The sequence below is a fragment of the Streptomyces sp. SCSIO 30461 genome (genome assembly GCF_037023745.1).
Taxonomy (GTDB): Bacteria; Actinomycetota; Actinomycetes; order Streptomycetales; family Streptomycetaceae; genus Streptomyces.
The window spans coordinates 6,060,841-6,086,093 of the sequence record NZ_CP146101.1 but is presented as its reverse complement, the minus strand read 5'-3'; the positions used below and the strand labels follow the sequence as shown (position 1 = coordinate 6,086,093).

The 25,253-nt window shown below is 71.5% G+C and carries 18 protein-coding genes and 2 pseudogenes; 5 read left to right on the top strand and 15 right to left on the bottom strand.

All coding sequences use genetic code 11. The features are described 5' to 3' along the window. Window positions 1–140 precede the first annotated feature (140 nt). The 3 genes from V1460_RS27265 to V1460_RS27255 form a co-directional block, all read right to left on the bottom strand. Window positions 141–1,487: an NAD(P)/FAD-dependent oxidoreductase gene (locus V1460_RS27265; protein WP_338678223.1), complete on the bottom strand. Its 1,347-nt coding sequence runs from the start codon at window positions 1,485–1,487 to the stop codon at window positions 141–143. A 181-nt stretch (window positions 1,488–1,668) separates the two neighbouring features. Then, window positions 1,669–2,571, bottom strand: a complete 903-nt coding sequence (locus V1460_RS27260; RefSeq protein ID WP_338676264.1) for a TIGR01777 family oxidoreductase — start codon at window positions 2,569–2,571, stop codon at window positions 1,669–1,671. Between the two features lie 283 nt (window positions 2,572–2,854). Then, complete coding sequence (locus tag V1460_RS27255) at window positions 2,855–3,373, bottom strand: DUF4240 domain-containing protein (protein ID WP_338678222.1); 519 nt, start codon at window positions 3,371–3,373, stop codon at window positions 2,855–2,857. Window positions 3,374–3,483: 110 nt separating this feature from the next. Here V1460_RS27255 and V1460_RS27250 point away from each other — a divergent pair, with 110 nt between their 5' ends. After that, window positions 3,484–4,413 (top strand): SDR family oxidoreductase, encoded by a 930-nt coding sequence (locus V1460_RS27250; RefSeq protein ID WP_338676263.1) that lies wholly within the window; start codon window positions 3,484–3,486, stop codon window positions 4,411–4,413. Window positions 4,414–4,452: 39 nt separating this feature from the next. On the opposite strand, the pseudogene V1460_RS27245 reads toward V1460_RS27250, so the two are convergent. The 6 genes and pseudogenes from V1460_RS27245 to V1460_RS27220 all read right to left on the bottom strand — a co-directional run. Further along, window positions 4,453–5,409: pseudogene (locus V1460_RS27245) on the bottom strand (helix-turn-helix transcriptional regulator); the annotation flags it as partial. Window positions 5,410–5,464: 55 nt separating this feature from the next. Next, the gene (aceE, locus tag V1460_RS27240; protein ID WP_338676262.1) at window positions 5,465–8,155 is read right to left on the bottom strand and encodes a pyruvate dehydrogenase (acetyl-transferring), homodimeric type; all 2,691 of its coding nucleotides are present in this window, start codon (window positions 8,153–8,155) and stop codon (window positions 5,465–5,467) included. 365 nt (window positions 8,156–8,520) lie between these two features. After that, window positions 8,521–9,144 carry a GntR family transcriptional regulator gene (locus V1460_RS27235; RefSeq protein ID WP_338676261.1) on the bottom strand — a complete coding sequence of 208 codons (624 nt, stop codon included), beginning with the start codon at window positions 9,142–9,144 and terminating at the stop codon, window positions 8,521–8,523. A 94-nt stretch (window positions 9,145–9,238) separates the two neighbouring features. Beyond that, window positions 9,239–10,984 carry a 2-oxoglutarate dehydrogenase, E2 component, dihydrolipoamide succinyltransferase gene (gene sucB / locus V1460_RS27230; RefSeq protein WP_338676260.1) on the bottom strand — a complete coding sequence of 582 codons (1,746 nt, stop codon included), beginning with the start codon at window positions 10,982–10,984 and terminating at the stop codon, window positions 9,239–9,241. 56 nt (window positions 10,985–11,040) lie between these two features. After that, window positions 11,041–12,429: a dihydrolipoyl dehydrogenase gene (lpdA, locus tag V1460_RS27225; RefSeq protein WP_338676259.1), complete on the bottom strand. Its 1,389-nt coding sequence runs from the start codon at window positions 12,427–12,429 to the stop codon at window positions 11,041–11,043. Window positions 12,430–12,907: 478 nt separating this feature from the next. Next, window positions 12,908–14,473, bottom strand: coding sequence for a leucyl aminopeptidase (locus tag V1460_RS27220; protein ID WP_338676258.1), 1,566 nt, complete (start codon window positions 14,471–14,473; stop codon window positions 12,908–12,910). Between the two features lie 309 nt (window positions 14,474–14,782). On the opposite strand from V1460_RS27220, the gene V1460_RS27215 reads away from it, so the two are divergent. Then, window positions 14,783–16,933: a hypothetical protein gene (locus V1460_RS27215; protein ID WP_338676257.1), complete on the top strand. Its 2,151-nt coding sequence runs from the start codon at window positions 14,783–14,785 to the stop codon at window positions 16,931–16,933. Between the two features lie 217 nt (window positions 16,934–17,150). On the opposite strand, the gene V1460_RS27210 is transcribed toward V1460_RS27215, so the two are convergent. Next, window positions 17,151–17,987 carry an adenosylcobinamide-GDP ribazoletransferase gene (locus tag V1460_RS27210; RefSeq protein ID WP_338676256.1) on the bottom strand — a complete coding sequence of 279 codons (837 nt, stop codon included), beginning with the start codon at window positions 17,985–17,987 and terminating at the stop codon, window positions 17,151–17,153. A gap of 69 nt (window positions 17,988–18,056) precedes the next feature. On the opposite strand from V1460_RS27210, the gene V1460_RS27205 reads away from it, so the two are divergent. Further along, window positions 18,057–18,968: a hypothetical protein gene (locus V1460_RS27205; RefSeq protein ID WP_407077537.1), complete on the top strand. Its 912-nt coding sequence runs from the start codon at window positions 18,057–18,059 to the stop codon at window positions 18,966–18,968. A gap of 5 nt (window positions 18,969–18,973) precedes the next feature. Here the strand turns inward: V1460_RS27205 and V1460_RS27200 are convergent. The 3 genes and pseudogenes from V1460_RS27200 to V1460_RS27190 all read right to left on the bottom strand — a co-directional run. Continuing rightward, window positions 18,974–19,636, bottom strand: a pseudogene (locus V1460_RS27200) (hypothetical protein); the annotation flags it as partial. A 142-nt stretch (window positions 19,637–19,778) separates the two neighbouring features. Next, on the bottom strand, window positions 19,779–20,903 hold the full coding sequence (gene cobT, locus V1460_RS27195) for a nicotinate-nucleotide--dimethylbenzimidazole phosphoribosyltransferase (protein ID WP_407077536.1): 1,125 nt from the start codon (window positions 20,901–20,903) through the stop codon (window positions 19,779–19,781). Between the two features lie 141 nt (window positions 20,904–21,044). Then, window positions 21,045–22,253, bottom strand: coding sequence for a bifunctional adenosylcobinamide kinase/adenosylcobinamide-phosphate guanylyltransferase (locus V1460_RS27190; RefSeq protein WP_338676254.1), 1,209 nt, complete (start codon window positions 22,251–22,253; stop codon window positions 21,045–21,047). An 83-nt stretch (window positions 22,254–22,336) separates the two neighbouring features. Here V1460_RS27190 and V1460_RS27185 point away from each other — a divergent pair, with 83 nt between their 5' ends. After that, complete coding sequence (locus V1460_RS27185) at window positions 22,337–22,546, top strand: hypothetical protein (protein WP_338676253.1); 210 nt, start codon at window positions 22,337–22,339, stop codon at window positions 22,544–22,546. Between the two features lie 175 nt (window positions 22,547–22,721). Here the strand turns inward: V1460_RS27185 and V1460_RS27180 are convergent, their stop codons facing one another. Together V1460_RS27180 and V1460_RS27175 are read right to left on the bottom strand one after the other, a co-directional pair. Then, complete coding sequence (locus tag V1460_RS27180; protein ID WP_338676252.1) at window positions 22,722–23,528, bottom strand: class I SAM-dependent methyltransferase; 807 nt, start codon at window positions 23,526–23,528, stop codon at window positions 22,722–22,724. Window positions 23,529–23,566: 38 nt separating this feature from the next. Beyond that, window positions 23,567–24,166 (bottom strand): DUF3043 domain-containing protein, encoded by a 600-nt coding sequence (locus V1460_RS27175; protein ID WP_338676251.1) that lies wholly within the window; start codon window positions 24,164–24,166, stop codon window positions 23,567–23,569. A 286-nt stretch (window positions 24,167–24,452) separates the two neighbouring features. Here V1460_RS27175 and V1460_RS27170 point away from each other — a divergent pair, with 286 nt between their 5' ends. Further along, a complete protein-coding gene (locus tag V1460_RS27170; protein WP_338676250.1) occupies window positions 24,453–25,235 on the top strand; it encodes a PspA/IM30 family protein in 783 nt (260 codons plus the stop codon). Window positions 25,236–25,253 lie beyond the last annotated feature (18 nt).

Below are 25,253 nucleotides of genomic sequence, written 5' to 3'. Positions count from 1 at the left end.
TCCAGGACGGGGCGGGCGTCTCGACCCGTACTCGACCGGGGGCCGATCGGCCTCGGCTTCGATGGTGTGGTGGCTTCGATGGTGTGGTGACGGCGATGACTTGGCGGTGGCGAGGTGGCGGTGGCGAGGTGGCGGGGCGCCTACGCGGCCATGGCGTCCGCGGTCGGCGCCCCCGCCGAGTAGCCGGGCTGGATGCCGAAGTCGCGCAGGATCGCGTGCGCTGCCCTGCGCCCCGAGTGCAGCGCCCCCTGGACCGTGCTGGTGTCGCGGTGGTCGCCGCACACATAGAGCCCGGCGAGCAGCCGTACCGCGCGACGTGCGTCGTGCGGTGGCGGCATCGCGGCCACGGCCTCCGGGTCGTGGTGCACGGCGAGCAGCTCCCAGTCGTCGGTGGGGGTGCCGTACAGCGCGGCGAGCTGAGCTCGCACCCGGCGGTCGGGATCCGCCGGTGGCCTCCCGAGGACGGTGGAGGTGACCAGTGCCCGGCCGAACGGGGCCCGGGACGGGTCCACCTCGCTCATCACGGCGGTGTGCGACACGGGCCCGGCGCGGTCGCCGTCCAGCAACAGGGACGGTTCGGCCAGCGGCGCCACGGGAGCCGTGTGGTGAAGGACCGTCACGGGGTGGAACGCGGGTATGCGCAGCCCGGGCAGCAGGGCGGCGGCGGTGCGGGCGCCGGTCGCGAGGAGCAGCGAGCGGGAGCTGACGGAGCCGTGCTCCTCCGTGAGCACACCGTTGATCGACGCGTCGGTGACCCGCACCCCGGTGTGCACTGTGCCGGGCGGCAGGGTGGCGGCGAGCAGTTCGGGAAGTGCTGCCGCACCGCCTGCCGGAACGCACAGCCGACCGCGGGCGAAGGCCCGCAGGGCGAGCTCGGCGACCCGGCTCGAGCTGCTGAGCTCCGGGTCGCAGAGCAGGGCGGACAGCAGTGGGCGCAGGAAACCGTTCACGGTCCGGGCGGAGAAGCCCCGGGTGTGCAGTGCGTCCAGTGCCGGGAGTTCGGGGCGGGCGAGCAGCCGCCGGGTCGGGGTCGCCGCGAGCCGCGCCAGCGCGGCGGCGAGGCGGGCCTGGTCCAGGGCGGTGCCGATCGGCGTGCGGGGGGCGCTCGCAAGAGCGCGTGCTGCTGTGAGCGCTCCCTCGACGCGCCGCGGCGCATGGGGCGAACCTCGGAGTGCGCTCCGGCGTACGCCCATCCTGTGCTGGCGTCCTTCGCTGTGCACTAGCACACCGGGCGCGAAGGAGCGCAGTTCGAGGCCTGCAAGCCCCGGATTGCGACGTAGTTCCGGATAGGCGGTGTTGAGCAGGTGGCCGGTCCGGTCGAGTCGGAACCCGTCGACACGTTCGGTGGCCATCCGGCCCCCGACGGTCGGCGAGGCTTCCAGGACGGTGACCGTGACCCCGGCACCGGTGAGCTGATGAGCCGCCGAAAGACCGGCGAGACCGGCCCCGACGATGACGACGTCCGCGTGGCGTGCGCTGCTGAGCACGTGGCCCTCCCCGAGTCGGCGCGGCTTGGTGTGGGGCCTCATTCCCCTAACCTGCCGGTGCGATGCGGAAGTTTGGACTGGAGAGTAGAAACCCTCCGGCAGGTGCACGGCCAGCGGCGCACATCGGTCGCCCGGCAGCATGAACTCGCACAAGTGTGCGCCTCCTTGTGTGGGAGATGAGTCAGTCCACGGCCGCCCGGATGGACTCGTCGATCGACGGGTGGGCGAACTCGAACCCCGAGTCGAGCAGCCTGCGCGGCAGCACCCGCTGGCTGGCCAGCACGTCGTCGGAGAACTCGCCCATGGCGGCACGGAGCGCGAACGGCGGCACCGCGAACAGCGTCGGGCGACGCAGGACCCGCCCCATCGCCGCGGTGATCTCACGGTTGGTCAGCGGGTTCGGTGCGGTCAGATTCACCGGTCCGGACAGCTCGTCCGCATCGATGATGTGACGGAAGGCGGCGACTTCGTCCTCCAGGGAGATGAAGCTCCAGAACTGGCGACCGCTGCCGAGCCGTCCGCCGAGCCCCGCCCGGAAGATCGGGAACAGCCGCCCCCATGCCCCGCCCTCCCGCGCCACCACCAGGCCCGTACGCGCGAAGGCGACCCGGATTCCGGCCTCCTGCGCGGGAGCCGCGGCTGCCTCCCACTCCTCGCAGACCCCGGCGAGGAATCCGGAACCGGGCGGTGCGGTCTCGTCCACCGCACGGTCGCCGGTATCGCCGTAGTATCCGATCGCGGAGCCGCAGACCAGCACCCGCGGTGGCTCCTCCAGCGACGCCACGGCCTGCGCGATCGTGGCCGTACCGAGCACCCGGCTGTCCCGGATCTCCTTCTTGTACGCCTCCGTCCACCGGTGGTCCCCGACCCCCGCGCCGGCCAGGTGGACCACGGCGTCGCAGCCGTCCAGGCCCAGCGCGTCGACCTCCTGGCGTACGGGATCCCATCGCACCTCGTCAGGGGTGCGCACGGACCGCCGCACCAGGCGGACCACCTCATGCCCGCCGTCCGCCGTCAGGGAGCGGACAAGCGCCTTACCGATGAGCCCGTTGGAGCCGGTGATCGCAATACGCATGCCCCCCATCCTGCCCAGCTGACACGGTGCCGTCATGCCCGTGGGCCATCCGCCGCGCCGGATGCGCCCAGCCCTCCGCGCGGCACGGGGAAGCGACGCCGCCGCGCGCCGAATCCACTCGCCCCCTGCGGCAGGGAGTGTGGCACCCTGCGCTGCCCCCGGGCCGAAGCGGTCCACGGCTTTGAGTGACACTGCTTCACCGCACCGGCTTCCTCCGCGGACGTTCCCCGAGACCGACTACCGGCGACGGGCGACCGGGGGACGGACCGCGGGACCGCGGACCGTCGCACCATCAGACCGCGAAACGCTCCCACAGCGCCGGGAAGCGCTCCGCCAATGCCCGGTCGTCCTCGAAGTCGAACGGGGTGCCCTCCGGTTCCGCCGACTGCGACGGGACTCCCAGATCGGGCGCGACCGCCCCGGTGAGCTGCTCGTACGCCTCGTCCGCCGCGTAGCCCAACTCCTCCCCGTCGCCGTCGATCTCCTCGTCGAAGTCCGCCAGCAGGCCTGCGAGGGAGTCGGGGTCGTGCACCGCGCCCTCGAATACCTCCCGCCCCTGACCGATCAGCCAGCAGCGGAAGTAGTCGAACGCGTCGTCACTCGCCCCGCCGAGCAGCACCGCAGCCGCCCCCCACAGGTCCCAGCGGTATGCGCGGTTGTAGCGCGCCTCGAAGTGGCGGGCGAAGTCGAGGACGGAGTCGGGGTCCAACTGGAGCAGCCGCTCGACCAGCAGATCGGCATGGTCCTCGGGGTCGCCTTCGGCGGCCTCGCGGGTGCGGTCGATGATCTCCCAGAACTCCGTCTCGTCCATCACGGCACAAGCATCGGGGTTCGCGGGCGGCGGCGCACGTGGAGCGGCCGAAATGCAGTCTTTCGGAAATGTGGACAGAAGGTGTCGGAGTTCAGTGGAACTGTCACCGCATGACGACTGACACACCATTCAAGGGACTCAGGGGGAAGGTCGCGCTCGTGGCGGGCGCGACCCGGGGCGCCGGCCGCGCCATCGCCGTACAGCTGGGTGCGGCGGGCGCGACCGTCTATGTGACGGGGCGTACGACCAGGGAACGCGTCAGCGAGGTCGGCCGGACGACCGAGACCATCGAGGAGACCGCCGAACTGGTCACTGCCGCGGGCGGCAAGGGCATCGCCGTACCCACCGATCATCTGGACCCGGACCAGGTGAGGGCGCTGGTCGCCCTGATCGAACGAGAGCATGACCGGCTGGACGTCCTCGTCAACGACCTCTGGGGCGGCGACCACCTGCTCGAATGGCACACCAAGATGTGGGACACCGAACTCGCCCGGGGGCTGCGCCTGCTGGAGCTCGGTGTACGCAGCCACATCATCACCAGCAGCGTGGCCCTCCCGCTGCTGGTGCGCAGGCCGGGCGGCATCCTCTTCGAGATCACCGACGGCACACCCGAGTACAACCGGCGCTTCCGCGAGAACTTCTACTACGACCTGGCCAAGAACGCCCCCATCAGGATGGCCTTCGCCCTCGGGCACGACCTGGAGGACCTCGGCTGCTCTGCCGTCTGCGTCACCCCCGGATTCCTGCGCTCCGAGCAGATGCTCGACGCCTTCGGCGTAAGCGAGGAGAACTGGCGCGACGCCGTCGCCAAGGAGCCCCACTTCGCCGTGGCCGAGTCACCGGTCTACGTCGCCCGGGGCATCGCCGCTGTCGCCGCCGACCCGGAGCGGGCGCGGTGGAACGGGCAGACGCTCTCCAGTGGGCAGCTCGCCCGTGAGTACGGCTTCACGGACGCCGACGGCAGCAGGCCGGACGCCTGGGGGTACTTCCTCGACGTGGTCCACGGTGGCAAGGACGCCTCCGTCGACGCCTACCGCTGACGTCTCGACACCGACCGCCTGCCACCGAGGCCTACCGCCGGGTCCGTAGCGGGCGTGCATCCGGGCCGCGGCCTCCGCGAAACGCGTGCGGAGGTCCGCGGGCTCCAGGACCTCCGACTCCGCGCCGAGGGAGAGCAGCTGGCTGAACGCCACCTCATCCGACTCGACCGCGAGGGTCACCGTCACCCAGCCCTGCCCGTCCGGTGGCCCGGCGGACTCCAGCGCCTCGACGGCGGCGGCCCGGTCGGTGACATGCGGGAGCCTGCGGGCAGCGTCGGGGGAGAGGCGTACGACGACATCGGAGCGAAGGATCGAGCGGGCGAACTGTGCGGCCCGCTCCTCCCAGAAGCCGGGTAGATCGAAGGCATCGTCCCGGGTGAAGCGCTCGTCGGAGACGGAGACGGCACTGAACCGGTCGATCCGGTACACCCGGAAGGACTTCCCGTCGGCGCGGGCGCACAGATACCAGACCCCTGCCTTGAGGACGAGACCGTACGGCTCAAGCCGCCGTTCGGCATCCCGATAGCGGGCGACGGCGATCCGGTCCCCCCACACCGCCTCGGCGATCGCCGGGAGCAGCTCCGGGGTCCCCGGCTCCTGCCACCAGCCGGGCGCGTCCAGATGGAACCGTTGGGCGGCCGTGTCGGAGGCGTCCCGCAGCGACGGCAGCAGCGCCGCCGACACCTTCAGCCGGGCCGCCGAACCGGCGTCGTCGAGCCCCATCTCGCGCAGGGCCACCGGCACACCGGACAGGAACAGCGCTTCCGCCTCGCTCCTGGCCAGACCCGTCAGCCGGGTCCGGTACCCGCCGATCAGCCGGTAGCCGCCCGCCCGCCCCCGGTCCGCGTACACCGGCACCCCGGCCTCGGACAGCGCGAGCGCGTCACGGGTGATGGTCCGCTCGGAGACCTCGAGCTCCTGGGCGAGCTCGGCGGCGGTCATGGAAGTCCGCGACTGGAGCAGCAGGACCATCTTGATGAGACGGGCGGCACGCATGACAGCCATTGTCGCGGGCCTCGGCACACCGCTGTGCCGGGACCCGCGACGCCGTCTACAGGCCGTAGCGCTCGCGCGCCTCCTTCACCGCCGATGCCGGGACCTCACCACGCCGGGCGAGCTGCGCCAGAGCCGCGACCACCACCGACTCGGCGTCCACCCCGAAGTGGCGGCGGGCCGCCGCGCGCGTGTCGGACAGACCGAAGCCGTCCGCGCCCAGCGATGACCAGTCCTGCTCGACCCATTGCGCGATCTGGTCTGGGACCTGCCGCATGTAGTCGCTGACCGCGAGCACCGGGCCCTCGGCGCCCTCCAGTGCCTGGCGGACGTACGGGATGCGCTCCTCGCCGCGCAACAGCGCCGCGTCCGCCTCCAGCGCGTCGCGCCGCAGCTCGGTCCAGGAGGTCGCGGACCAGACGTCGGCCGTGACGTTCCAGTCGGCGGCGAGCAGCTTCTGCGCCTGCAACGCCCAGTGGATGGCCGTGCCGGAGGCCAGCAGCTGGATACGCGGGTCGTCCGCCGCGCCCTCGCCCTCCTTGAAGCGGTAGAGACCGCGCACGATGCCCTCGTCCACGCCCTCGGGCTTGGCAGGCTGGGGCATCGGCTCGTTGTAGACCGTCAGGTAGTAGAAGACGTCCGGGTCCTCGTCCGGCCGGGCCTCGCCGTACATACGGCGCAGACCGTCCTTGACGATGGCGGCGACCTCGTAGGCGAACGCGGGGTCGTAGGTCAGCGCCGCCGGGTTGGTCGCCGCGATCATCGGCGAGTGGCCGTCGGCGTGCTGGAGGCCCTCGCCGGTGAGGGTCGTCCGACCGGCTGTCGCGCCGACCAGGAAGCCCTTGCCGAGCTGGTCGCCGAGCTGCCACATCTGGTCGGCGGTGCGCTGCCAGCCGAACATCGAGTAGAAGATGTAGAAGGGGATCATCGTCTCGCCGTGCGTGGCGTACGAGGTCGCCGCGGCGATGAAGTCGGCCATCGAGCCGGCCTCGGTGATGCCCTCGTTGAGGATCTGGCCGTCGGCCGCCTCGCGGTAGTACATCAGCTGGTCGCGGTCGACCGGCTCGTACGTCTGGCCCTTCGGCGAGTAGATGCCGAGCGACGGGAACAGCGACTCCATGCCGAACGTACGGGCCTCGTCGGGAACGATCGGGACCCAGCGCCTGCCGGTCTCCTTGTCCCTGATCAGGTCCTTGATGAGCCGGACGAACGCCATCGTGGTGGCCACGGACTGGCTGCCGGAGCCCTTGTCGAAGGCGGCGAACGCCTTCTCGGCGGGCGTCGGCAGCGGGCCGACCGGGTGGAGGCGGCGGGCCGGGGCGGGGCCGCCGAGGGCCGCGCGGCGCTCCTGGAGGTAGCGGACCTCGGGGGCGTCCGCGCCCGGGTGGCCGTACGGCACTTGTCCGTCGGCGAACGCGGTGTCCGGGATCGGCAGGTCCAGCAGGTCCCGCATCGCCCTGAACTCGTCCACCGACAGCTTCTTCATCTGGTGGTTGGCGTTCTTGGAGGCGAAGCCCTCGCCGAGGGTGAAGCCCTTGACCGTCTGGGCCAGGATGACCGTCGGGGCGCCCTTGTGCTCCAGGGCCGCCCTGTACGCGGCGTACACCTTGCGCGGCTCATGGCCACCGCGCGAGAGGTGGAAGCACTCGAGGATCCGGTCGTCGCTCAGCAGCTTCGCCATCTCGACCAGGGCGGGGTCCTTGCCGAAGAAGTCCGCGCGGATGTAGGCGGCGTCGCGGGTCTGGTACGTCTGCACCTGCGCGTCGGGCACCTCGCGGAGGCGGCGCACCAGGGCACCGGTGGTGTCCAGCCGGAACAGTTCGTCCCAGGCATTGCCCCAGAGGGTCTTGACGACGTTCCAGCCGGCGCCGCGGAACTGGGCCTCCAGCTCCTGCACGATCTTGAAGTTGGCGCGGACCGGCCCGTCGAGGCGCTGGAGGTTGCAGTTGACGACGAAGGTCAGGTTGTCCAGACCTTCGCGACTGGCCAGCGCGAGGGCCGCGGTGGACTCGGGCTCGTCCATCTCGCCGTCGCCGAGGAAGGCCCAGACGTGGGAGGCGGAGACATCCTTGATGCCGCGGTTGGTCAGATAGCGGTTGAACCGCGCCTGGTAGATCGCGGAGAGCGGGCCGAGGCCCATGGAGACCGTCGGGAACTCCCAGAGCCAGGGGAGGCGGCGGGGGTGCGGATAGGACGGCAGGCCGTCGCCGCCGGACTCCTGGCGGAAGTTGTCCAGGTGCGCCTCGGTGAGCCGGCCGTCGAGGAAGGCGCGGGCGTAGATGCCGGGGGAGGCGTGGCCCTGGATGTAGAGCTGGTCGCCGGAGCCGTCGCGCTCCTTCCCCTGGAAGAAGTGGTTGAAGCCGGTCTCGTAGAGCCAGGCGGCGGAGGCGAAGGTGGCGATGTGCCCGCCGACACCGTGCTTGGCGCCGCGGGTGACCATTGCCGCCGCGTTCCACCGGTTCCAGGCGGTGATCCGGCGCTCCATCTCCTCGTCACCGGCCGGGGCGGGCTCGGCGGCGGTCGGGATGGTGTTGACGTAGTCCGTCTCCAGAAGCTTGGGCAGTTCGAGCCCGGTGACGCCCTCGGCGTGCTGGAGCGTCCGCCGCATCAGGTACGCGGCCCGGTGCGGTCCGGCGGCCTTGGTGACGGCGTCGAGTGAGGCAGCCCATTCGGCGGTCTCTTCGGCGTCGCGGTCCGGGAGCTGGTCGAGCTCGCTCGGAAGCAGCAGGTTGCCTACGGTGTCGGGCATGATCGCCGCCTTCCGGAGTGGGAGGGGGTGGTGAGGGGGCCTGTCTGGCAGGACGGGGCCCAGGGACTGGTGAGTCCGGGTTGACTCTAAGCCGACGATCGATGATCGATCAAAGTCCTGGAGGTAAAAAGTGAGGTCCGGCGTCAAAGTCGGCACACGGTGCCTCGAAATGGGGCACTCCGTGCCTGGATTTCTCGCGGGTGCGCCGCACTCCGTGAGCCCCGTTGCACGGGGCGCTGGGGTGTCGCGGTGGTCCCCACCGGAGCCCTCGGTTGAGACCGGGCTGGGTGGTCGGGGTCGCCCGTAGCCGGTGTCGGGTCCGCTCCCGGACACGAGCACCGGGGTGCGGGCGACCCGGCAGGGCGTTACGCGCGGGGGGCGCAGCCCAGGACGTGGGACTTGACGAGGGCGCCGATCGCCGGGTCGCGGCGGCGGAACGCCGCGACGAGGTCCGCGTGCTCCTCCGCGTACGACTTCTGCTTCGTCCCCAGCCAGCGGATCGACAGCGCCGTGAAGACCTCGATCCCCAGACCTTCCCAGGTGTGCAGCAGCACGCCGTTCCCCGCGGCCTTGACCAGCTCGCGGTGGAACGCCACGGTGTGCCGGACCTGCGCGGTGCCGTCCGCCGTGCGGTCCGCCTCGTACAGGGCCGCCACATGCGGCTCCAGGGCCGAGCAGTCGGCCGCCAGCCGGTCCGCCGCGAGCTCCGCGGCGATCTGCTCCAGGCCGGCCCGGACGGGGTAGCTCTCCTCCAGGTCCGCGGCGGTCAGGTTCCGTACCCGTACGCCCTTGTTCGGGGCGGATTCGATCAGACGGAGCGACTCCAGCTCGCGGAGGGCCTCCCGTACCGGCGTCTGGCTCACGGCCAGTTCCGTCGCGATACGGCGCTCGACGATCCGCTCGCCCGGCTTCCAGCGACCGCTGACGATGCCCTCCACGATGTGCTCGCGGATCTGATCGCGAAGCGAGTGGACGACGGGGATGGTCATGGAGCGCTCCTTCAAGAAGAGAAGACTCCTAGACAATACGGCGGTGCCCCTACCCGGGAGTACTTCCAGGCAGGGGCACCGCAGGTGAGGCTGGTTACAGCCCGAGTTCGACCTCGAACTCGCCGGCTTCCAGGATCGCCTTGACCATCGTCAGGTAGCGGGCCGCGTCGGCGCCGTCCACCAGGCGGTGGTCGTAGGACAGGGTCAGGTACGTCATGTCGCGGACGCCGATGACCGTGCCCTCCTCCGTCTCGATGACGGCCGGACGCTTCACCGTGGCACCGATGCCCAGGATGGCGACCTGGTTCGGCGGAACGATGATCGTGTCGAACAGCGCGCCGCGCGAACCGGTGTTGCTGATGGTGAAGGTCGCACCGGCCAACTCGTCCGGGGTGATCTTGTTGCCGCGGACCTTGTTCGCCAGGTCGGCCGTGGCCTTGGAGATACCCGCGAGATTGAGGTCACCCGCACCCTTGATGACCGGGGTCATCAGGCCCTTCTCGGAGTCCACGGCGATGCCGATGTTCTCCGAGTCGAAGTAGGTGATGGTGCCCTCGTCCTCGTTGATCCGGGCGTTGACGACCGGGTGGGCCTTCAGCGCCTGGGCCGCTGCCTTCACGAAGAACGGCATCGGGGAGAGCTTGACGCCCTCGCGGGCCGCGAAAGCATCCTTGGCCCGGTTGCGCAGCTTCATCAGCTTGGTGACGTCGACCTCGACGACCGAGGACAGCTGGGCCTGGCCGTGCAGCGCCTTCATCATGTTGTCGCCGATGACCTTGCGCATACGGGTCATCTTGACGGTCTGGCCGCGCAGCGGAGAGACCTCGAGCGCCGGGGCCTTCCTGGCGGCGGACGGCGCGGGCGCGGCGGCCGGAGCCGGGGTGGCAACGGCGGCCTTCGCGGCCTCGGCGGCGGCGACGACGTCCTGCTTGCGGATACGGCCACCGACACCGGTGCCCTGGACCGCGGACAGGTCCACGCCGTTCTCGGCGGCGAGCTTGCGCACCAGCGGGGTGACGTACGCGCCCTCGTCCGATGCCGTGGCCGCGGGAGCGGCGGGTGCCACCGGAGCCTGAGCCGCGGGGGCGGCCGGAGCCTGAGCCGCGGGGGCCGGGGCAGCGGCGGCGGGCTGGGCCTGGACCGGAGCCGGGGCCGGCTCAGGGGTGGCAGCCGGAGCCGGGGCCGGCTCAGGGGTGGCAGCCGGGGCCGGAGCCGCGGGAGCCGCAGGTGCGGCGGCGGCCGGAGCGGCTCCCGGAGCGCCGATCACGGCCAGCTTCGCGCCGACCTCGGCGGTCTCGTCCTCGCCGACCACGATCTCCAGCAGCACGCCGGCGGCCGGTGCGGGGATCTCGGTGTCGACCTTGTCCGTGGAGACCTCGAGCAGCGGCTCGTCCTCGGCCACCTCCTCGCCGACCTGCTTCAGCCAGCGGGTGACGGTGCCCTCGGTGACCGACTCGCCCAGCGCGGGCAGCACGACGTCGGTGCCGGAAGCGCTGCCCTCGGAGGACGCCGCAGGGGCGGGAGCGGCAGGAGCCTCGGCGGCCGGAGCGGGAGCAGCAGGGGCCTCGGCGGCGGGGGCCGGGGCGGCGGCAGGCGTGCCCGAGCCGTCGTCGATGACGGCCAGCTCGGCGCCGACCTCGACGGTCTCGTCCTCGGCGACCTTGATGGACGCCAGCACACCGGAGGCCGGTGCGGGGATCTCCGTGTCGACCTTGTCGGTCGACACCTCAAGCAGCGGCTCGTCGGCCTCGACGCGCTCGCCCTCGGCCTTCAGCCAGCGGGTGACGGTGCCCTCGGTGACGCTCTCGCCGAGCGCCGGAAGGGTTACGGAAACCGGCATGGTTTCGGTTTCTCCTTACGAAATTGCGGTAGTGGTCGTCGCGCCCGTTGACTGGATCAGTCGTGGGAGTGGAGCGGCTTTCCGGCCAGAGCCAGGTGGGCCTCGCCGAGCGCCTCGTTCTGCGTCGGGTGCGCGTGGATGAGCTGCGCGACCTCGGCCGGCAGGGCCTCCCAGTTGTAGATCAGCTGAGCCTCGCCGACCTGCTCGCCCATACGGTCACCGACCATGTGGACGCCGACCACGGCACCGTCCTTGACCTGGACGAGCTTGATCTCGCCCGCGGTCTTGAGGATCTTGCTCTTGCCGTTGCCCGCCAGGTTGTACTTCAGAGCGACGACCTTGTCCGCGCCGTAGACCTCCTTGGCCTTCGCCTCGGACAGGCCCACGGAGGCGACCTCCGGGTGGCAGTAGGTCACCTTCGGCACACCGTCGTAGTCGATCGGGACGGTCTTCATCCCGGCCAGGCGCTCCGCCACCAGGATGCCCTCGGCGAAGCCGACGTGCGCGAGCTGGAGGGTCGGGACCAGGTCACCGACGGCCGAGATGGTCGGCACGTTGGTGCGCATGTACTCGTCCACCAGGACGTAGCCGCGGTCCATCGCGACGCCCTGCTCCTCGTAGCCCAGGCCCTGCGAGACCGGGCCGCGGCCGACGGCGACCAGCAGCACTTCGGCCTCGAAGGTCTTGCCGTCGGCGAGGGTGACCCGCACACCGTCCTCGGTGTACTCGGCCTTCTCGAAGAAGGTGCCGAGGTTGAACTTGATGCCGCGCTTGCGGAAGGCGCGCTCAAGAAGCTTCGAGCTGTTCTCGTCCTCGACCGGGACGAGGTGCTTCAGGGCCTCGACGATGGTGATGTCGGTGCCGAAGGACTTCCACGCGGAGGCGAACTCGACACCGATGACACCGCCGCCCAGCACGATCGCGGACTTCGGGACCCGGTCCAGCACCAGCGCGTGGTCGGAGGAGATGATGCGGTTGCCGTCGATGGTCAGGCCCGGCAGTGACTTCGGCACGGAACCGGTGGCCAGCAGCACGTGGCGGCCCTGGACTCGCCGGCCGTTCACATCCACCGAGGTGGGGGAGGACAGTCGACCCTCGCCCTCGATGTAGGTGACCTTGCGGGAGGCGATCAGGCCCTGAAGGCCCTTGTAGAGCCCGGAGATCACCTCGTCCTTGTACTTGTGGACGGCCGGGACGTCGATGCCATCGAACGTGGCCTTGACGCCGAACTGCTCGCTCTCACGCGCCTGGTCGGCGATCTCGCCGGCGTGCAGCAGGGCCTTGGTGGGGATGCATCCACGGTGCAGGCAGGTGCCGCCGACCTTGTCCTTCTCGATCAGGGCGACGTCCAGGCCCAGCTGCGCTCCGCGCAGTGCCGCGGCGTAGCCGCCGCTGCCGCCGCCGAGGATCACTAGGTCGAAAACGGTGCTGGCGTCGTTCGCCACGTCACGTCCTCCATGCATGTGCGCCGGGCGTCGGTCGTCACGACCGCGCGGCGGCTGGTGTTCGGCCGCTTTTCTTCGGCCCTGTGGTGGGGGCCCTGTCCTGCCGAGAACCCATCTTCGCACTTGTCGACGGCAGGCGGGACGCGGGGATGGGATCTGGGGCGGCGGCGAGCCGTTCGCACGGCTCTCCGGCCCGGCCAGATCCGGCGAAGGCCGACGAACACCGGCGAACGCTGACGAACGCCGACGAACACCGGCGAACGCCGACGAACACCGGCGAACGCCGACGAACACCGGCGAGCGCTCACGAACGCCGGCTGACGCCCGCGCACGTCGGTGTACGCCCGTGAAGTCCACGCATGCCGCCCGACGTCCGATCCACTGCGGTCCGTCAGCCGGAACAGGGATCCGGTGGCACGTATTCCTGCGCCCGGCGCCGGGCCGGGGCGGCGCCCCCGGCCCGGTCGAGGGGGCTGCGTCAGCCCAGGTCGCCCGACGCGGTGCGCTCGGCGAGCCTGACCAGGGTGCGGACCGCGGAGCCGGTGCCGCCCTTGGGGGTGTAGCCGTACGGGGCGCCCTCGTGGAAGGCGGGGCCCGCGATGTCGAGGTGGGCCCAGGTGATGCCCTCGCCGACGAACTCCTTGAGGAAGAGGCCGGCGACCAGGCCGCCGCCCATCCGCTCGCCCATGTTCGCGATGTCGGCGGTCGGCGAGTCCATGCTCTTGCGCAGGTCGGCCGGGAGCGGCATCGGCCAGGAGTCCTCGCCGACCTCTTCCGCGATCTCGTGGATGGAGGTGCGGAACGCGTCGTCGTTGGCCATGATCCCGAACCGCCGGTTGCCCAGCGCCAGCATCATCGCGCCGGTCAGCGTGGCCACGTCCACGATCGCGTCGGGGTTGTCCTCCGAAGCCTTGGAGATCGCGTCGGCGAGCACGAGACGGCCCTCGGCGTCGGTGTTGAGCACCTCCACCGTCATGCCGCTGTACATACGCAGCACGTCGCCCGGCCGGGTCGCGGTGCCGGACGGCATGTTCTCGGCGAGCGCCAGCCAGCCGGTGACGTTCACCTTCAGCCCGAGGCGCGCGGCCGTGACGACGGCGGCGAAGACGGCGGCGGCGCCGCTCATGTCGCACTTCATCGTCTCGTTGTGGCCGGCCGGCTTCAGCGAGATGCCGCCCGAGTCGTAGGTGATGCCCTTGCCGACGTAGGCCAGGGACTTCTCCGCCTGGGGGTGCGTGTAGACGAGCTTCACCAGACGCGGGCCGTTCGCCGCGCCCTGGCCGACGCCGAGGATGCCGCCGTAGCCGCCCTTGACGAGCGCCTTCTCGTCCAGGATCTGCACCTTGAGGCCGTGCTCCTTGCCGGCGGCGGCGGCGACGGCGGCGAACGACTCGGGGTAGAGGTCGTTCGGCGGGGTGTTGACCAGGTCCCGGGCGCGGTTGATCTCCTCGGCGAGTGCGATGGCACGCTCGGCCGAGGCCTTGTACGCCTTGTCGCGCGGCTTGGCGCCGAGCAGCGCGACCTCGGCGAGGGGCTGCTTGCGGTCTGTGCCCTTGGCGTTCTTGGTGCTCTTGGCGCTTCCGGAGAGACCGCCGTTGCCGTCCTGGTAGGCGGTGAAGGCGTACGCGCCCAGCAGCGCTCCCTCGGCGATCGCCTCGGCGTCCTCCGACGCCTCGATCGGCAGCGCGAAGGCGGCCTTCTTGCTGCCGGTCAGGGCGCGGGCCGCGGAACCGGCGGCCCGCCGCAGGGTCTCGGCCTGGTACGTCTCGTCCTTCTCGGGAGCCGCACCGAGGCCGACGGCCAGGACGACCGGCGCCTTGAGCCCGGACGGCGCGGGCAGCTTGGTCACTTCGCCCTCGGCACCGGCGGCGCCGAGGGTCTCCAGGACGGTGGCGAGCTTTCCGCCGAACGCCTTGTCCACGGCCTCCGCGCCCGGGGCGACGACAAGTCCGTTGCCGCCCTTGGGGCTCTTCGCGACGCCGACGACGATCGCGTCGGCGCGCAGCGTCGCCGCGCCGGCCGTGCTGAGAGTGAGAGCAGTCACGGTGGTGATTTCTCGCTTCCGTTTGTTGAGTTCTATGGGCCGAAGAGGTGGGGTCGGCCGTGCCCGGCGCATCGTAGATCGGGCGGGTCGGCGCGCCGCAACGAGCCTACGCGCGCCCGCGAGGTTCGCTCACATCAGCGGGTGTTCACCCTTCCGAGGTGTCTCTGGCGCGATCACCATGAGAGCGGGCGAGTCCTACGCCACACTCGGGCCGAATACGCAAGGCGGCAACGCGCCGCTTTGCATGATTTCCACAGATCCTCCCCGGGGAATCCACATGGGGGGGCCTTCAAGGGGTGGGAGTGCGCCATGGCGTACGGATTCAGTTCGAGTGATCACGAGCGAGGGGGGCCCGCGACGCACGGGACATACGAGACGGGGGCGCCGCGCCCGAACGGCGGCGGGCTGCGCGGGCGCGGCGGCAGGACGGCGGTCGCGCTCGCCGTGTCCTCCGCGTCCGCGCTGCTCGCCACGGCGCTGCCCGCGTCGAACGCCGCGGCGGCGGAGGACGCGACCGCGCCGAGGGTCGACCTCAAGGTGCTGGTCATCGACGACGGCGGGGAATCGGTCGCGGCGGTCACATCCGAGCTGCGCAGCACCGGGGTCCCGTACAGCGTGCTCGACCTCGACGCCCCCAACAGGCCGCAGATCAACGCGGCCTTCCTGAGCGACACGGTGAGCGGCCGGCCGCGTGCCAAGTACCAGGGCGTGGTGATGCCGAACGAGGCGCCGTTCGGCACGAGCACGGCGGGTGCCGCGGAGCAGGCCGCGCTGGTCGCTTACGAGCAGACCTTCGGCATCCCCCAGGTCGACGCGTACACCTGGGCACACCCGGGTGTCGGCTTGGACTACACCAGCGAGGGCGGCTGGTCCGGGACCCTCGACGGCACCGCCGCCGCCGTCACCACCGCGGGCCGCTCCGGGCCCTTCGCCTACCTCGACGGCGCTGTGTCCTTCGAGGACAACTCCCCGTCGGTCCCCGAGAGCTACGGCTATCTGGCGCGTCCGCGCGAGGGCTTCACGAGCTATGTGGACGCGCCCGTCCCGGGCGGTGAGGGCCGCGCCAGCCTGCTCGGCGAGTACGCCCACGACGGGCGCCGCGAGCTGGTCGTGACCTTCGCCTACAACCAGCACCAGCGGCAGTTCCGGCTGCTGGCCCGGGGAATCGTGGAATGGCTCACCCAGGGCGTCCACCTCGGTCAGAGCCGCAACTACTTCGCCGTGCACGTGGACGACGTCTTCGCGTCCGACGCCCGCTGGGACAGCGAGCGCAACTGCACGCCCGGCGACATCGACTGCGGCGGCGGCGAGGAGAGCACCACTCCGGACATCCGGATGACCGCCGCCGACGCGCAGTACGCCGCCCAGTGGCAGCAGTCCAGCGGACTGACGCTGGACATGGTCTACAACGCCGGTGCGGGTGAGGAGTGGAAGGCGGAGCACGGCGGCACCGACGCGCTCACCACGCAGCTGCTCGCCGACCGGGCCAAGTACCGCTGGGTCAACCACACCTACACGCATCCGTTCCTGGGCTGTGTGCAGGACGTGACCGTGGTCCCGTGGCAGTGCAGCAAGGACAGCGCGGGCAACATCCGCTGGGTGAGTCGCGCCGATATCTCCGGGCAGATCCGTGACAACCACGACTGGGGTGTGACGAAGGGCCTCTCGGTCGACCGCGCCGAGCTGGTCACCGGCGAGCACTCGGGCCTGAAGACGCTGCCGCAGCAGCCGGTCGACAACCCCAACCTCGCCACCGCGCTCGCCGAGAACGGCGTCAAATGGATCGCCAGTGACAACTCCCGGGAGTCTCAGCAGCGTTCTGTGGGCAGCGCACTGACCGTGCCCCGGTACCCGATGAACGTGTACTACAACACGGGCACGGCGGCCGAGATGGCGGACGAGTACAACTGGATCTACACGTCCCAGGCCGACGGTGGCAGCGGTATCTGTGAGACCAACGCGGCTTCGACCTGCCTCGACGAACCGCTGGACGTCGAGAGCGGATACGCGGACCACATCGTTCCGCAGGAAGCCAGGATCGCCCTCGGGCATGTCTTCGCCAACGATCCCCGTCCGCACTATGTGCATCAGTCCAACCTGGCAGAAGGACGGATCCTCTACCCGGTGCTCGACCGGATTCTCGGTGACTACCGCGATCTGTTCGCCGACAGCACACCGGTGGTGAACCTCCGCCACCGCGACATCGGTACGGAGCTGAGTCGCCGTACCGCCTGGCAGCAGGCGATCGACAACGGACGGGTGACCGCCTACCGGATCGGCACCACCGTCACCGTGCAGGCGCCGTCCGGAGTGGCGATCCCGGTCACCGTGCCCGAAGGCACCCGTAAGCAGCTCCTGCTGGGTACCGCCGCATTCGGCACCGCCTACGCGGGCAAGCGGTCGGACTGGACCTCACCGGAGCTGCTGCAGTCCGCGGTCACCTTGAGGCTGCCCGCCTGACCGAGGAACCGCCGCGCTCCCCGGTGGCCCGGGAGCCCTGGCCCACGGACCCGGCCGTCCGGAGGAAACAGCTGACGCGTGACACATGGCACGTGCCAGCTGTGGTCATCCGTGACCAAGGCGGCGCCTCGACGGTCTGCCGGGACACACCGACCTCCCGACCCTCCCGGCGGCCCCGCCGGGAGGGTCGATGGCGGACGGCGGAAGCACTGCCCGATCACAGCGTGGCGAGCGCGACGAGTGCGGCCGTGGCCGCCGTCTCCTCGACGGCCCCGAACACATCGCCCGTCACCCCGCCGAAGCGGCGCACACAGCGCCGCAGCAGGAACTCGGCGACGAGCAGCGCCACCGAGGCGGCTGCCACGGCCGCGACGGCGCGTCCCAGCGGGTCGGCGGGCGTGCCGACCAGCGCGGCGGTGCCCGCGCCCACCCCGGCCGCGGCGGTGAGGACCAGCAGTACGGCCGTAGCCGCGGCCCGCCCCGGCACGGTGGCTGCCACGGCCGCCCCCAGGCCCTCCGGCCTCGCCGCCGGAACGCCGCCCCGTGAGGCGAGGGTGAGGGCGAGCCGAGCCACCACCCCGGCGAGTACGGCCGCTCCCGCGCCCCGGGCCCAGTCACCGCCCTCCCGGCCGTTGCCGCCGTACAGTTCGGCCAGGGCCGCGATCTGCGCCAGCAGGGTGAACACCAGGGTGATCACTCCGAACGGGCCGATGTCCGACTGCTTCATGATCCGCAGCGCTTCCGGGGCCGGCTTGCCGCTGCCCAGCCCGTCCGCCGTGTCGGCGAGTCCGTCGAGATGCAGTCCCCGGGTGAGCACGGCCGGTACGGCGGCCGTGGCCACCGCCGCGAGCAGCGGCCCCGCCCCGGCGAGCAGGAGCAGCGCACCCGCCGCCGCGCCGAGGAGCCCGACCACCAGACCGGCCACGGGGGCGCACAGCATGCCCGCGCGGGCCGCCTCCCGGTCCCAGCGGGTGACCCGCGTCGGCAGCACCGTCAGGGTGCCGAAGGCGAAACGTATGCCGGTCACGGGCCCGGCGGCGGTCTTGGAGCTCATCGCGCGCAGGGTAGCCCGTGAATCCCGGCGGTAGATTGCGCATGACGGGCGAAACGGGAGTAGGCGGGCATGGGCGACTGGTTTTACCGAAACATCGTGGAGCCGGGGAAGCTCCCGCTGCTGCTCGCGCTGGCCTCGTTCGTGCTGACCTTCCTGATCACCCGTGTGGTCACCCGCATGATCAGGGCAGGCAAGGGCCCGTTCGGCAACGTCAGCTCCGGTGGGCTGCACATCCACCATGTGGTGCCCGGGGTGATCCTCACCGTGGTCGGTGGCTTCGGCTCCGTCGCCAGCAGCCAGCACACCGGCGCGGGCACCGTCGTCTGCGCGCTGATCTTCGGAATGGGCGCGGGGCTCGTACTGGACGAGTTCGCGCTGATCCTGCACCTGGACGACGTCTACTGGACCAACGAGGGCCGCAAGAGCGTCGAGGCCGTGGTCCTCACCGCCTCGGTGTTGCTGCTCATTCTGGCCGGCTTCTCCCCGCTCGGCGTGGACAACCTCAGCGAGGACGAACGGGACGACCGTCGGCTCTTCCTGCTCTTCGTCGCCGTCAACTTCTGCTTCGTGCTGGTCACGCTGCTGAAGGGCAAGCTGCGGATGGCGGTCATCGGAGTCCTGGTGCCGTTCGTGGCGCTGTTCGGCGCGCTGCGGCTTGCCCGCCCCACCTCGCCCTGGGCCAAGCGCCTCTACCGGAACCGCCCGCGCTCGCGGGCGCGGGCGACGCTGCGCGCCTTTCGCCACGACAAACGCTGGACGGGGCCGCGCCGCAGGTTTCAGGACCTGGTCGGCGGAGCTCCCGACCGGGTGGCGGCGGTCCCCGCATCCGGTGACGGTCCGCCTGCTCTGACCGGTGGCGCGTCCGCCGCCCCGGGAGGTGACGTGGCCGGCGTCCCGCGCGATGACGTGGCCGGCGACGGCACGAGGACATCCTCGGGCGACGCGCCGAGTGAGACCTCCGGCGAATCCGGACCGCGCTGACCCACGCGCCCTCGCAAGGCCGTCACCGCGCACACCACCAGCACGGCGGCGATGGCCGCCAGGTGCTCCTTGCCCGCCAGGTTGTTCTTGATCAGGATCTCGATCACCATTGCGGCGATCACCAGGTTCATCGTCAGCCAGGCCCGGTACCGGTAGCCCACGTACACCGCCAGGCCGACGACAGCGGCCGACGGGCCGGTGTCGACGACATGGGCGTCGGCGGCGGGCAGCCCCAGTGGGCTGTCGGGGCCCAGCGCGATCCCGAGCCGCGCGTACAGCGTCCCGGCCAGGGTGGACGTGTACGCGATCGCCAGCGTCCGCAGCCGGCCGAGGCAGATCTCGGCGATCCCGAATACCAGCAGGATCTGTGCCAGCGCGCCCCACACCGGCAGGTCGAGCGCCGGGACGAACAGCGACAGCGGGGTGCGCAGCAACGCCGTCCACAGCGGGTACTCGGCCTGGACCGAGCCGACGGCGTGCACCGCCTCGTAGCCCCAGGACTGATTCTGGACCAGTTGGCAGAGCGCGGTCAGGCAGACCGCGATGAGCGTCATCGGGGCCGCCTTCCACCGCCGCTCGATCAGAGCGGTTCCGACGGCGCTGTACAGCGACCCCCATTCGCGCCGCGCGAAAGCGCGCGCGCCGGCGGCGCTCGGTTCGAACGGCATGGATCGTGGCTCCCGGGTGGATCGGTATGCGGCCACGTCCGAAGACCGGTTCGGCCAGCCCGAGGTTGAGTGCCGGCTGGGGTATTTCGAACTCGTCGGTCAGTCGTACGGATCCGGGTCAGCCGTACGGCGTACGGGTCGATCAGTCCGTCGGGTCCTCGTCGTCCGCCGTGTCCCCGCCGGCCGGCCCGTCTTCGGGCTCCACCGCGTCCCCGGTGTCCGGTGTGCGCTCCGGCAGCTCGGCCGCGAGCGCCGCCGACGCCAGCACGAACGGAAGCGCGAGCAGTGCCCCGGTGCCCTCGCCGACCGTCACCCCCTGGTCCAGCAGCGGGCTGAGCGCCATCCGGTCCAGCGCCTTTGCCTGTGCCGGTTCACCGCTGACCTGCCCCGCCAGCCACCAGTCCGGCGCCCGGAACGCCGCACGCTGCGCCACCAGGGCACATGCCGCCGACACCACACCGTCGAGGATCACCGGTAGCCGCCGTACCGCGGCCTGCAGCAGAAAGCCCGTGATCGCGGCGAGGTCGGCCCCGGCGACCGTGGCCAGCAGCTCCACCTGGTCGCCCAGGACCGGCCTGGCGCGCCGCAGCGAGTCGCGGATCGCCGCGCACTTGCGCATCCAGGCGAGGTCGTCGATGGCGACACCGCCCCGGCCTGTCACCACGGATGCGTCGGTGCCGCACAACGCGGCGATGAGCGCCGCCGCGGCGGTGGTGCCGCCCACGCTGAGATCGCCGATCACGACGAGATCGGTGCCCGAGTCGGCCTCCTCGTCGGCGATCGCCATCCCGAGGCGCACGGCCCGCTCCGCCTCGTCGCGGGTGAGGGCGTCCTCGATGTCGATACGCCCGCTGCCGCGCCGCACCCGGTGGCTTACGACGGCGGCGGGCAGCAGCTCCGGATCGCAGTCGAGTCCGGCATCGACGATCCGCACCGGGACGTTCAGCTGCCGGGCCAGTACCGCGGCGGGGCTCGACCCGTCCAGCACGTCCCGCACCAGCGTGTACGCGGTGCCCGCCGCCCGCCCCGACACGCCCAGCTCGGCGACGCCGTGGTCCCCGGCGAACAGCACCGCCTTGGGTCGCTCCACGGGCCGTACGGGCACGTCCCCCTGGGCGGCAGCCAGCCATTCCCCGAGTTCGTCCAGCCGTCCCAGGGCGCCGGGCGGCACGACCAGCCGCTCCCTGCGCTCCTCGGCTTCGCGCCGGACACCGCCGTCCGGGCGCTCGATCAGGTCGGAGAAGTCGTCGAGATTCAGCGAGCTCATTCGGCGAACAGTACCGGCAGAGCGCGTCGTTGCCGCTGCCGACCCTGGACCGTCACCAGGAGCGGCGAACCAGGACCGCCACCGGTTCGCCCACCCGGCCGTCGTCCCGCGAAGCGCGCCCCGTTTCGGCGGCCGGGACCCTCAGCCCCGTAGGACCAGCGGCTGGCCGGCCACGACCAGCAGCAGGTGCTCGCACTCGGCGGCGAACGCCGTGTTCAGGCGGCCCAGCTCATCGCGGAAGCGGCGGCCCGACGCCGTCGCCGGCACCACACCCGAACCGACCTCGTTGGTGACCGCGACGACCGTGCGGCGAGTGGCGCGCACCGCCGCGACGAGCTCCGCCACGTGGCGGTGCAGTGCCTCACGGCCCGAGCACTCCCACACCTCGTCGTCCCAGGCGTCCACCCGGTCCATGGCATCGGTCAGCCACAGCGACAGGCAGTCGATCAGCAACGGTGGGCCGTTCTCGGCCAGCAGGGGCACCAGCTCACAGCTCTCCAGAGTCCGCCAGCTGCCCGGGCGGCGTTCCCGGTGGGCCGCGACACGGGCCGCCCAGTCCGGGTCACCGGCGCGGACACCGCTGGTCGCCACGTACAGCACGTCGGGGAACGACTCCAGCCGGCGCTCCGCCTCCAGCGACTTCCCTGACCGCGCCCCGCCCGTGACCAGGGTGCGGCGAGGTACGTCCGGCACCGCTCGGTAGTCGCCCACGTACAGCGTCGTACCGTCGGGAACGGTCCGTGCGCCCGCTGCCGCGAGCCGCCGCTCCAGCTCCGCGCCCGGTGGGACGTCGTGGTCGATATGGACCGCGACCACATCCGTCGTCGGGATGACCACGCCGGAACCGCGCAGCCGCGCGAGCCCGTCCGGGCGACCGATGACATCGGCGACCACCATGTCGTACGGGGCCGTGCCGCCCGCCGCGCCGGTGACACCCGCGGGCGCTCCGCCCGGCGGCAGGTACAGCAGCCGGTCGCCGTCCGGCGAGGTCACCTCGTACCCCGTGCCCGGTGAGTCCAGCGGCACAGCGCGCACCCGGTGCCCGCTGATCAGCGTCAACTCCTGGCCGTCCGGCACCCGCCCCGCGGTCGGCAGGCCCACGGGCAGCTCCACCGCGGGCCCGTCGTGCGGATGTGTCAGCAGCACCTGGCGTACGCCCACGAGTGAGCGCCCGGCCCGAGCGGCGGCCAACGCCGCCCCCGGGGTCAGATCGAGCAGCAGGGCCCCGTCGACCAGCAGGGCGGTCACGGCGCGCGCGTGAGCGTCGCGAGCGGCTGCGCAGACGGCGCAGGTGCAGTCGGGGCGGGGGAGCCCGCTGGGGGCGCCGGTGCCGAGCAGAGTCACATCCACAGGACGATCCTCCCGCGCCGCCGCTGCGGGTGCTCGCCCGGCTACGCTGCGGGCAGCAAACCGATCAGCTCCGGGAGGCGCAGATGGCGTGGACGTGGCGGTTCGAGAAGGCTGACGGGACGGAGGTCAGCCCGGCCGTGGAGCCGGAGGAGTTCAGCACCCAGGCAGACGCCGAGTCCTGGATCGGCGAGGTCTGGAGGGAACTGCTGGAGGGCGGCGCCGACCAGGTGTTCCTCTTCGAGGACGGCGGCCGGATCTACGGGCCCATGAGCCTGCACGCCGAAGGAGCGTGACGGCGGCCCGGTCGCAGTCACTCCCACGGCTCGGCGGCGGCCCGCGACGGCCGCCGCCTTCGGCCCTGAAGGCCGACTCCTGCGCGGAGGACCGACTCGGGTGCCGAGACGATTCGGGCGCCGAAGACCGGCTCATGCTCGGCGACAGGACGCCGCCGAGCCTGTAGTGCGCCTGTCAGTCGCGCACCCCGCACAGGTGCAGCAGCGCCGCCACCGCCCGGTACGGATCGGTCCGGCCCGCCCGGTCCTCGGCCGCGAGCAGCCGGTCGAGCGCCGCACCGGACGGCGGCTCAGCCTCGTCGGGCACGTTGTCCGTGAAGACCCGCACCCCGTACCAGGCGTGCAGCGGTGCCGCGATCCCCGCGAGCGTCGCCGTCAGGTCGGAAAGCCGGTCGGCGCGTACGGCCAGGCCGAGGCGGTTGGTGTACCCGTCCGTGTCGAAGGCCGCCAGCGCACCCGACCAGTCACTCCCGAGACCCGGGCGCATGGCCAGTGCGTCACCGTTGCGCACCAGGAGCGACAGCAGACCACCGGGCGCCAGCATCCGGGCCAGGCCGGCGAGCATCGCGTCGCGGTCCGACACGTACATCAGCACCCCGTGGCACAGCACCACGTCGAAGGCGCCGGGCAGGAAGTGCACTCCGGTGTCCCGGCCGTCGCCCTCGATCATCCGGAAGCGCTCCCGGATACCGGCGGGCTCCGACGCCAGCGCCTCACGCGCCAGCGCAAGCATCCCGGGGTCGGATTCGAGACCGGTCACCGTGTGCCCGGCGCGGGCGAGACGCAGCGCCTGGGTGCCCTGGCCCATGCCGACGTCGAGGATCCGCAGGCGCTGCCCGACCGGGAAGCGCCCGGCGATCTGCTCGTCCAGCTGGCGCGCCACAAGCTCCTGCCGGACGGTGTTGCGCAGCCCGCCCAAGCCCTGGATCCAGGCGGCGGCGCCACCGTCGAAACCGGCGACACCGGAGGGGGCACCGGACATACCCGAGACGTCGCCGCAGGCGCCGGACGCATCAGTGCTCAGGGCCGCTCTCCGCGCTTGACCTGCGGTTTCGGCAGGCGGAGTCGACGCATCTGGAGCGAGCGCATCAGGGCGTACGCCACCGCGCCGCGCGTCGACTCGTTCGGGAAGCGCTCCTTCAGCTGCTTCTTCAGCCGGAAGGAGACCCCGATCGAGTCGATGACGATCATCACGATGACGCCCAGCCACAGCAGCAGTGAGATGTTCTGGAGCTGCGCCACACGGATCATGGACAGCACCAGGATCACGACGGCCAGGGGCAGGAAGAACTCCGCGATGCAGAAGCGCGAGTCGATGTAGTCGCGTACGAAACGACGCACCGGACCCTTGTCGCGGGGCGGCAGATACCGCTCATCGCCACCGGCGAGTGCCTCGCGCTGCTTGGCCAGGTCGGCACGGCGCGCCTCACGCTGGCGGCGCGCGGCCTCCTTGCGGTCGACGGGCGCACCCGACTGGGCACGGCGGCGCTGGCCCTGGGCCTCACTCCGCTTCGGGGTGGGCCTGCCCTTGGGGGCCTCAGGGTCGCGGGGCTGCTTGGAGAGGTCCGCCGTCACCTTCTCGGTGGGGGCCTTCTCATCCTTCGATCGGCTACGGAACACAACACCCAAGGGTACGGGGTGGAGAAAGCGGGTGGGACCGTAGGTGCTCCCCGGGACTTCCGCACTTCCGGGCCCCGCCCCGGGAGCCCGCTGCAACGATCCGCGGCCGGCCGGCGTCTGTGTTCCCGACGGCCTTCTCCTCCCTGCGCGGGACCGCGGCGGGTGGCAGGTCGTTCCTGGGGAGGAGCGCATCAGCGCTCGAACAGTGCGGTAATGGAACCAGGGCCCGTACTGTGGGTTCTGGAGTAGCTGGAGCCGGTCCGTCAGAAGGGGGCGCGCGAAGCCCATGAGCGGTGTCATGAAGCGTATGGGGATGATCTTCCGCGCGAAGGCAAACAAGGCCCTTGACCGGGCCGAGGATCCGCGCGAGACCCTCGATTATTCGTATCAGAAGCAGCTTGAGCTGCTGCAGAAGGTACGCCGCGGCGTCGCCGACGTCGCGACCTCCCGCAAGCGCCTGGAACTGCAGCTCAACCAGCTCCAGGGCCAGTCGTCGAAGCTGGAGGACCAGGGCCGCAAGGCACTCGCGCTCGGCCGCGAGGACCTGGCCCGGGAGGCGCTGTCCCGCCGCGCCGCGCTCCAGCAGCAGGTCACCGATCTGGAGACCCAGCACCAGACCCTGCAGGGCGAGGAGGAGAAGCTCACCCTCGCGGCCCAGCGGCTCCAGGCCAAGGTGGACGCCTTCCGCACGAAGAAGGAGACCATCAAGGCCACCTACACCGCGGCCCAGGCCCAGACCAGGATCGGCGAGGCGTTCTCCGGGATCTCCGAGGAGATGGGTGATGTCGGCCTGGCGATCCAGCGTGCCGAGGACAAGACCGCCCAGCTCCAGGCGCGCGCCGGCGCGATCGACGAACTGCTCGCCTCCGGCGCGCTGGACGACCCGACGGGCATGGCCAAGGACGACATCGCGGCCGAGCTGGACCGTATCTCCGGTGGCACGGACGTCGAGCTGGAGCTCCAGCGCATGAAGGCAGAGCTGGCGGGAGGCAGCGGCGGCCAGCAGCAGGCCATCGAGGGCGGCGACGGTTCCACGGCGCAGGACGGGCCGAACCTCAACAAGCAGTGACGTGAGCGGCGATGAGCG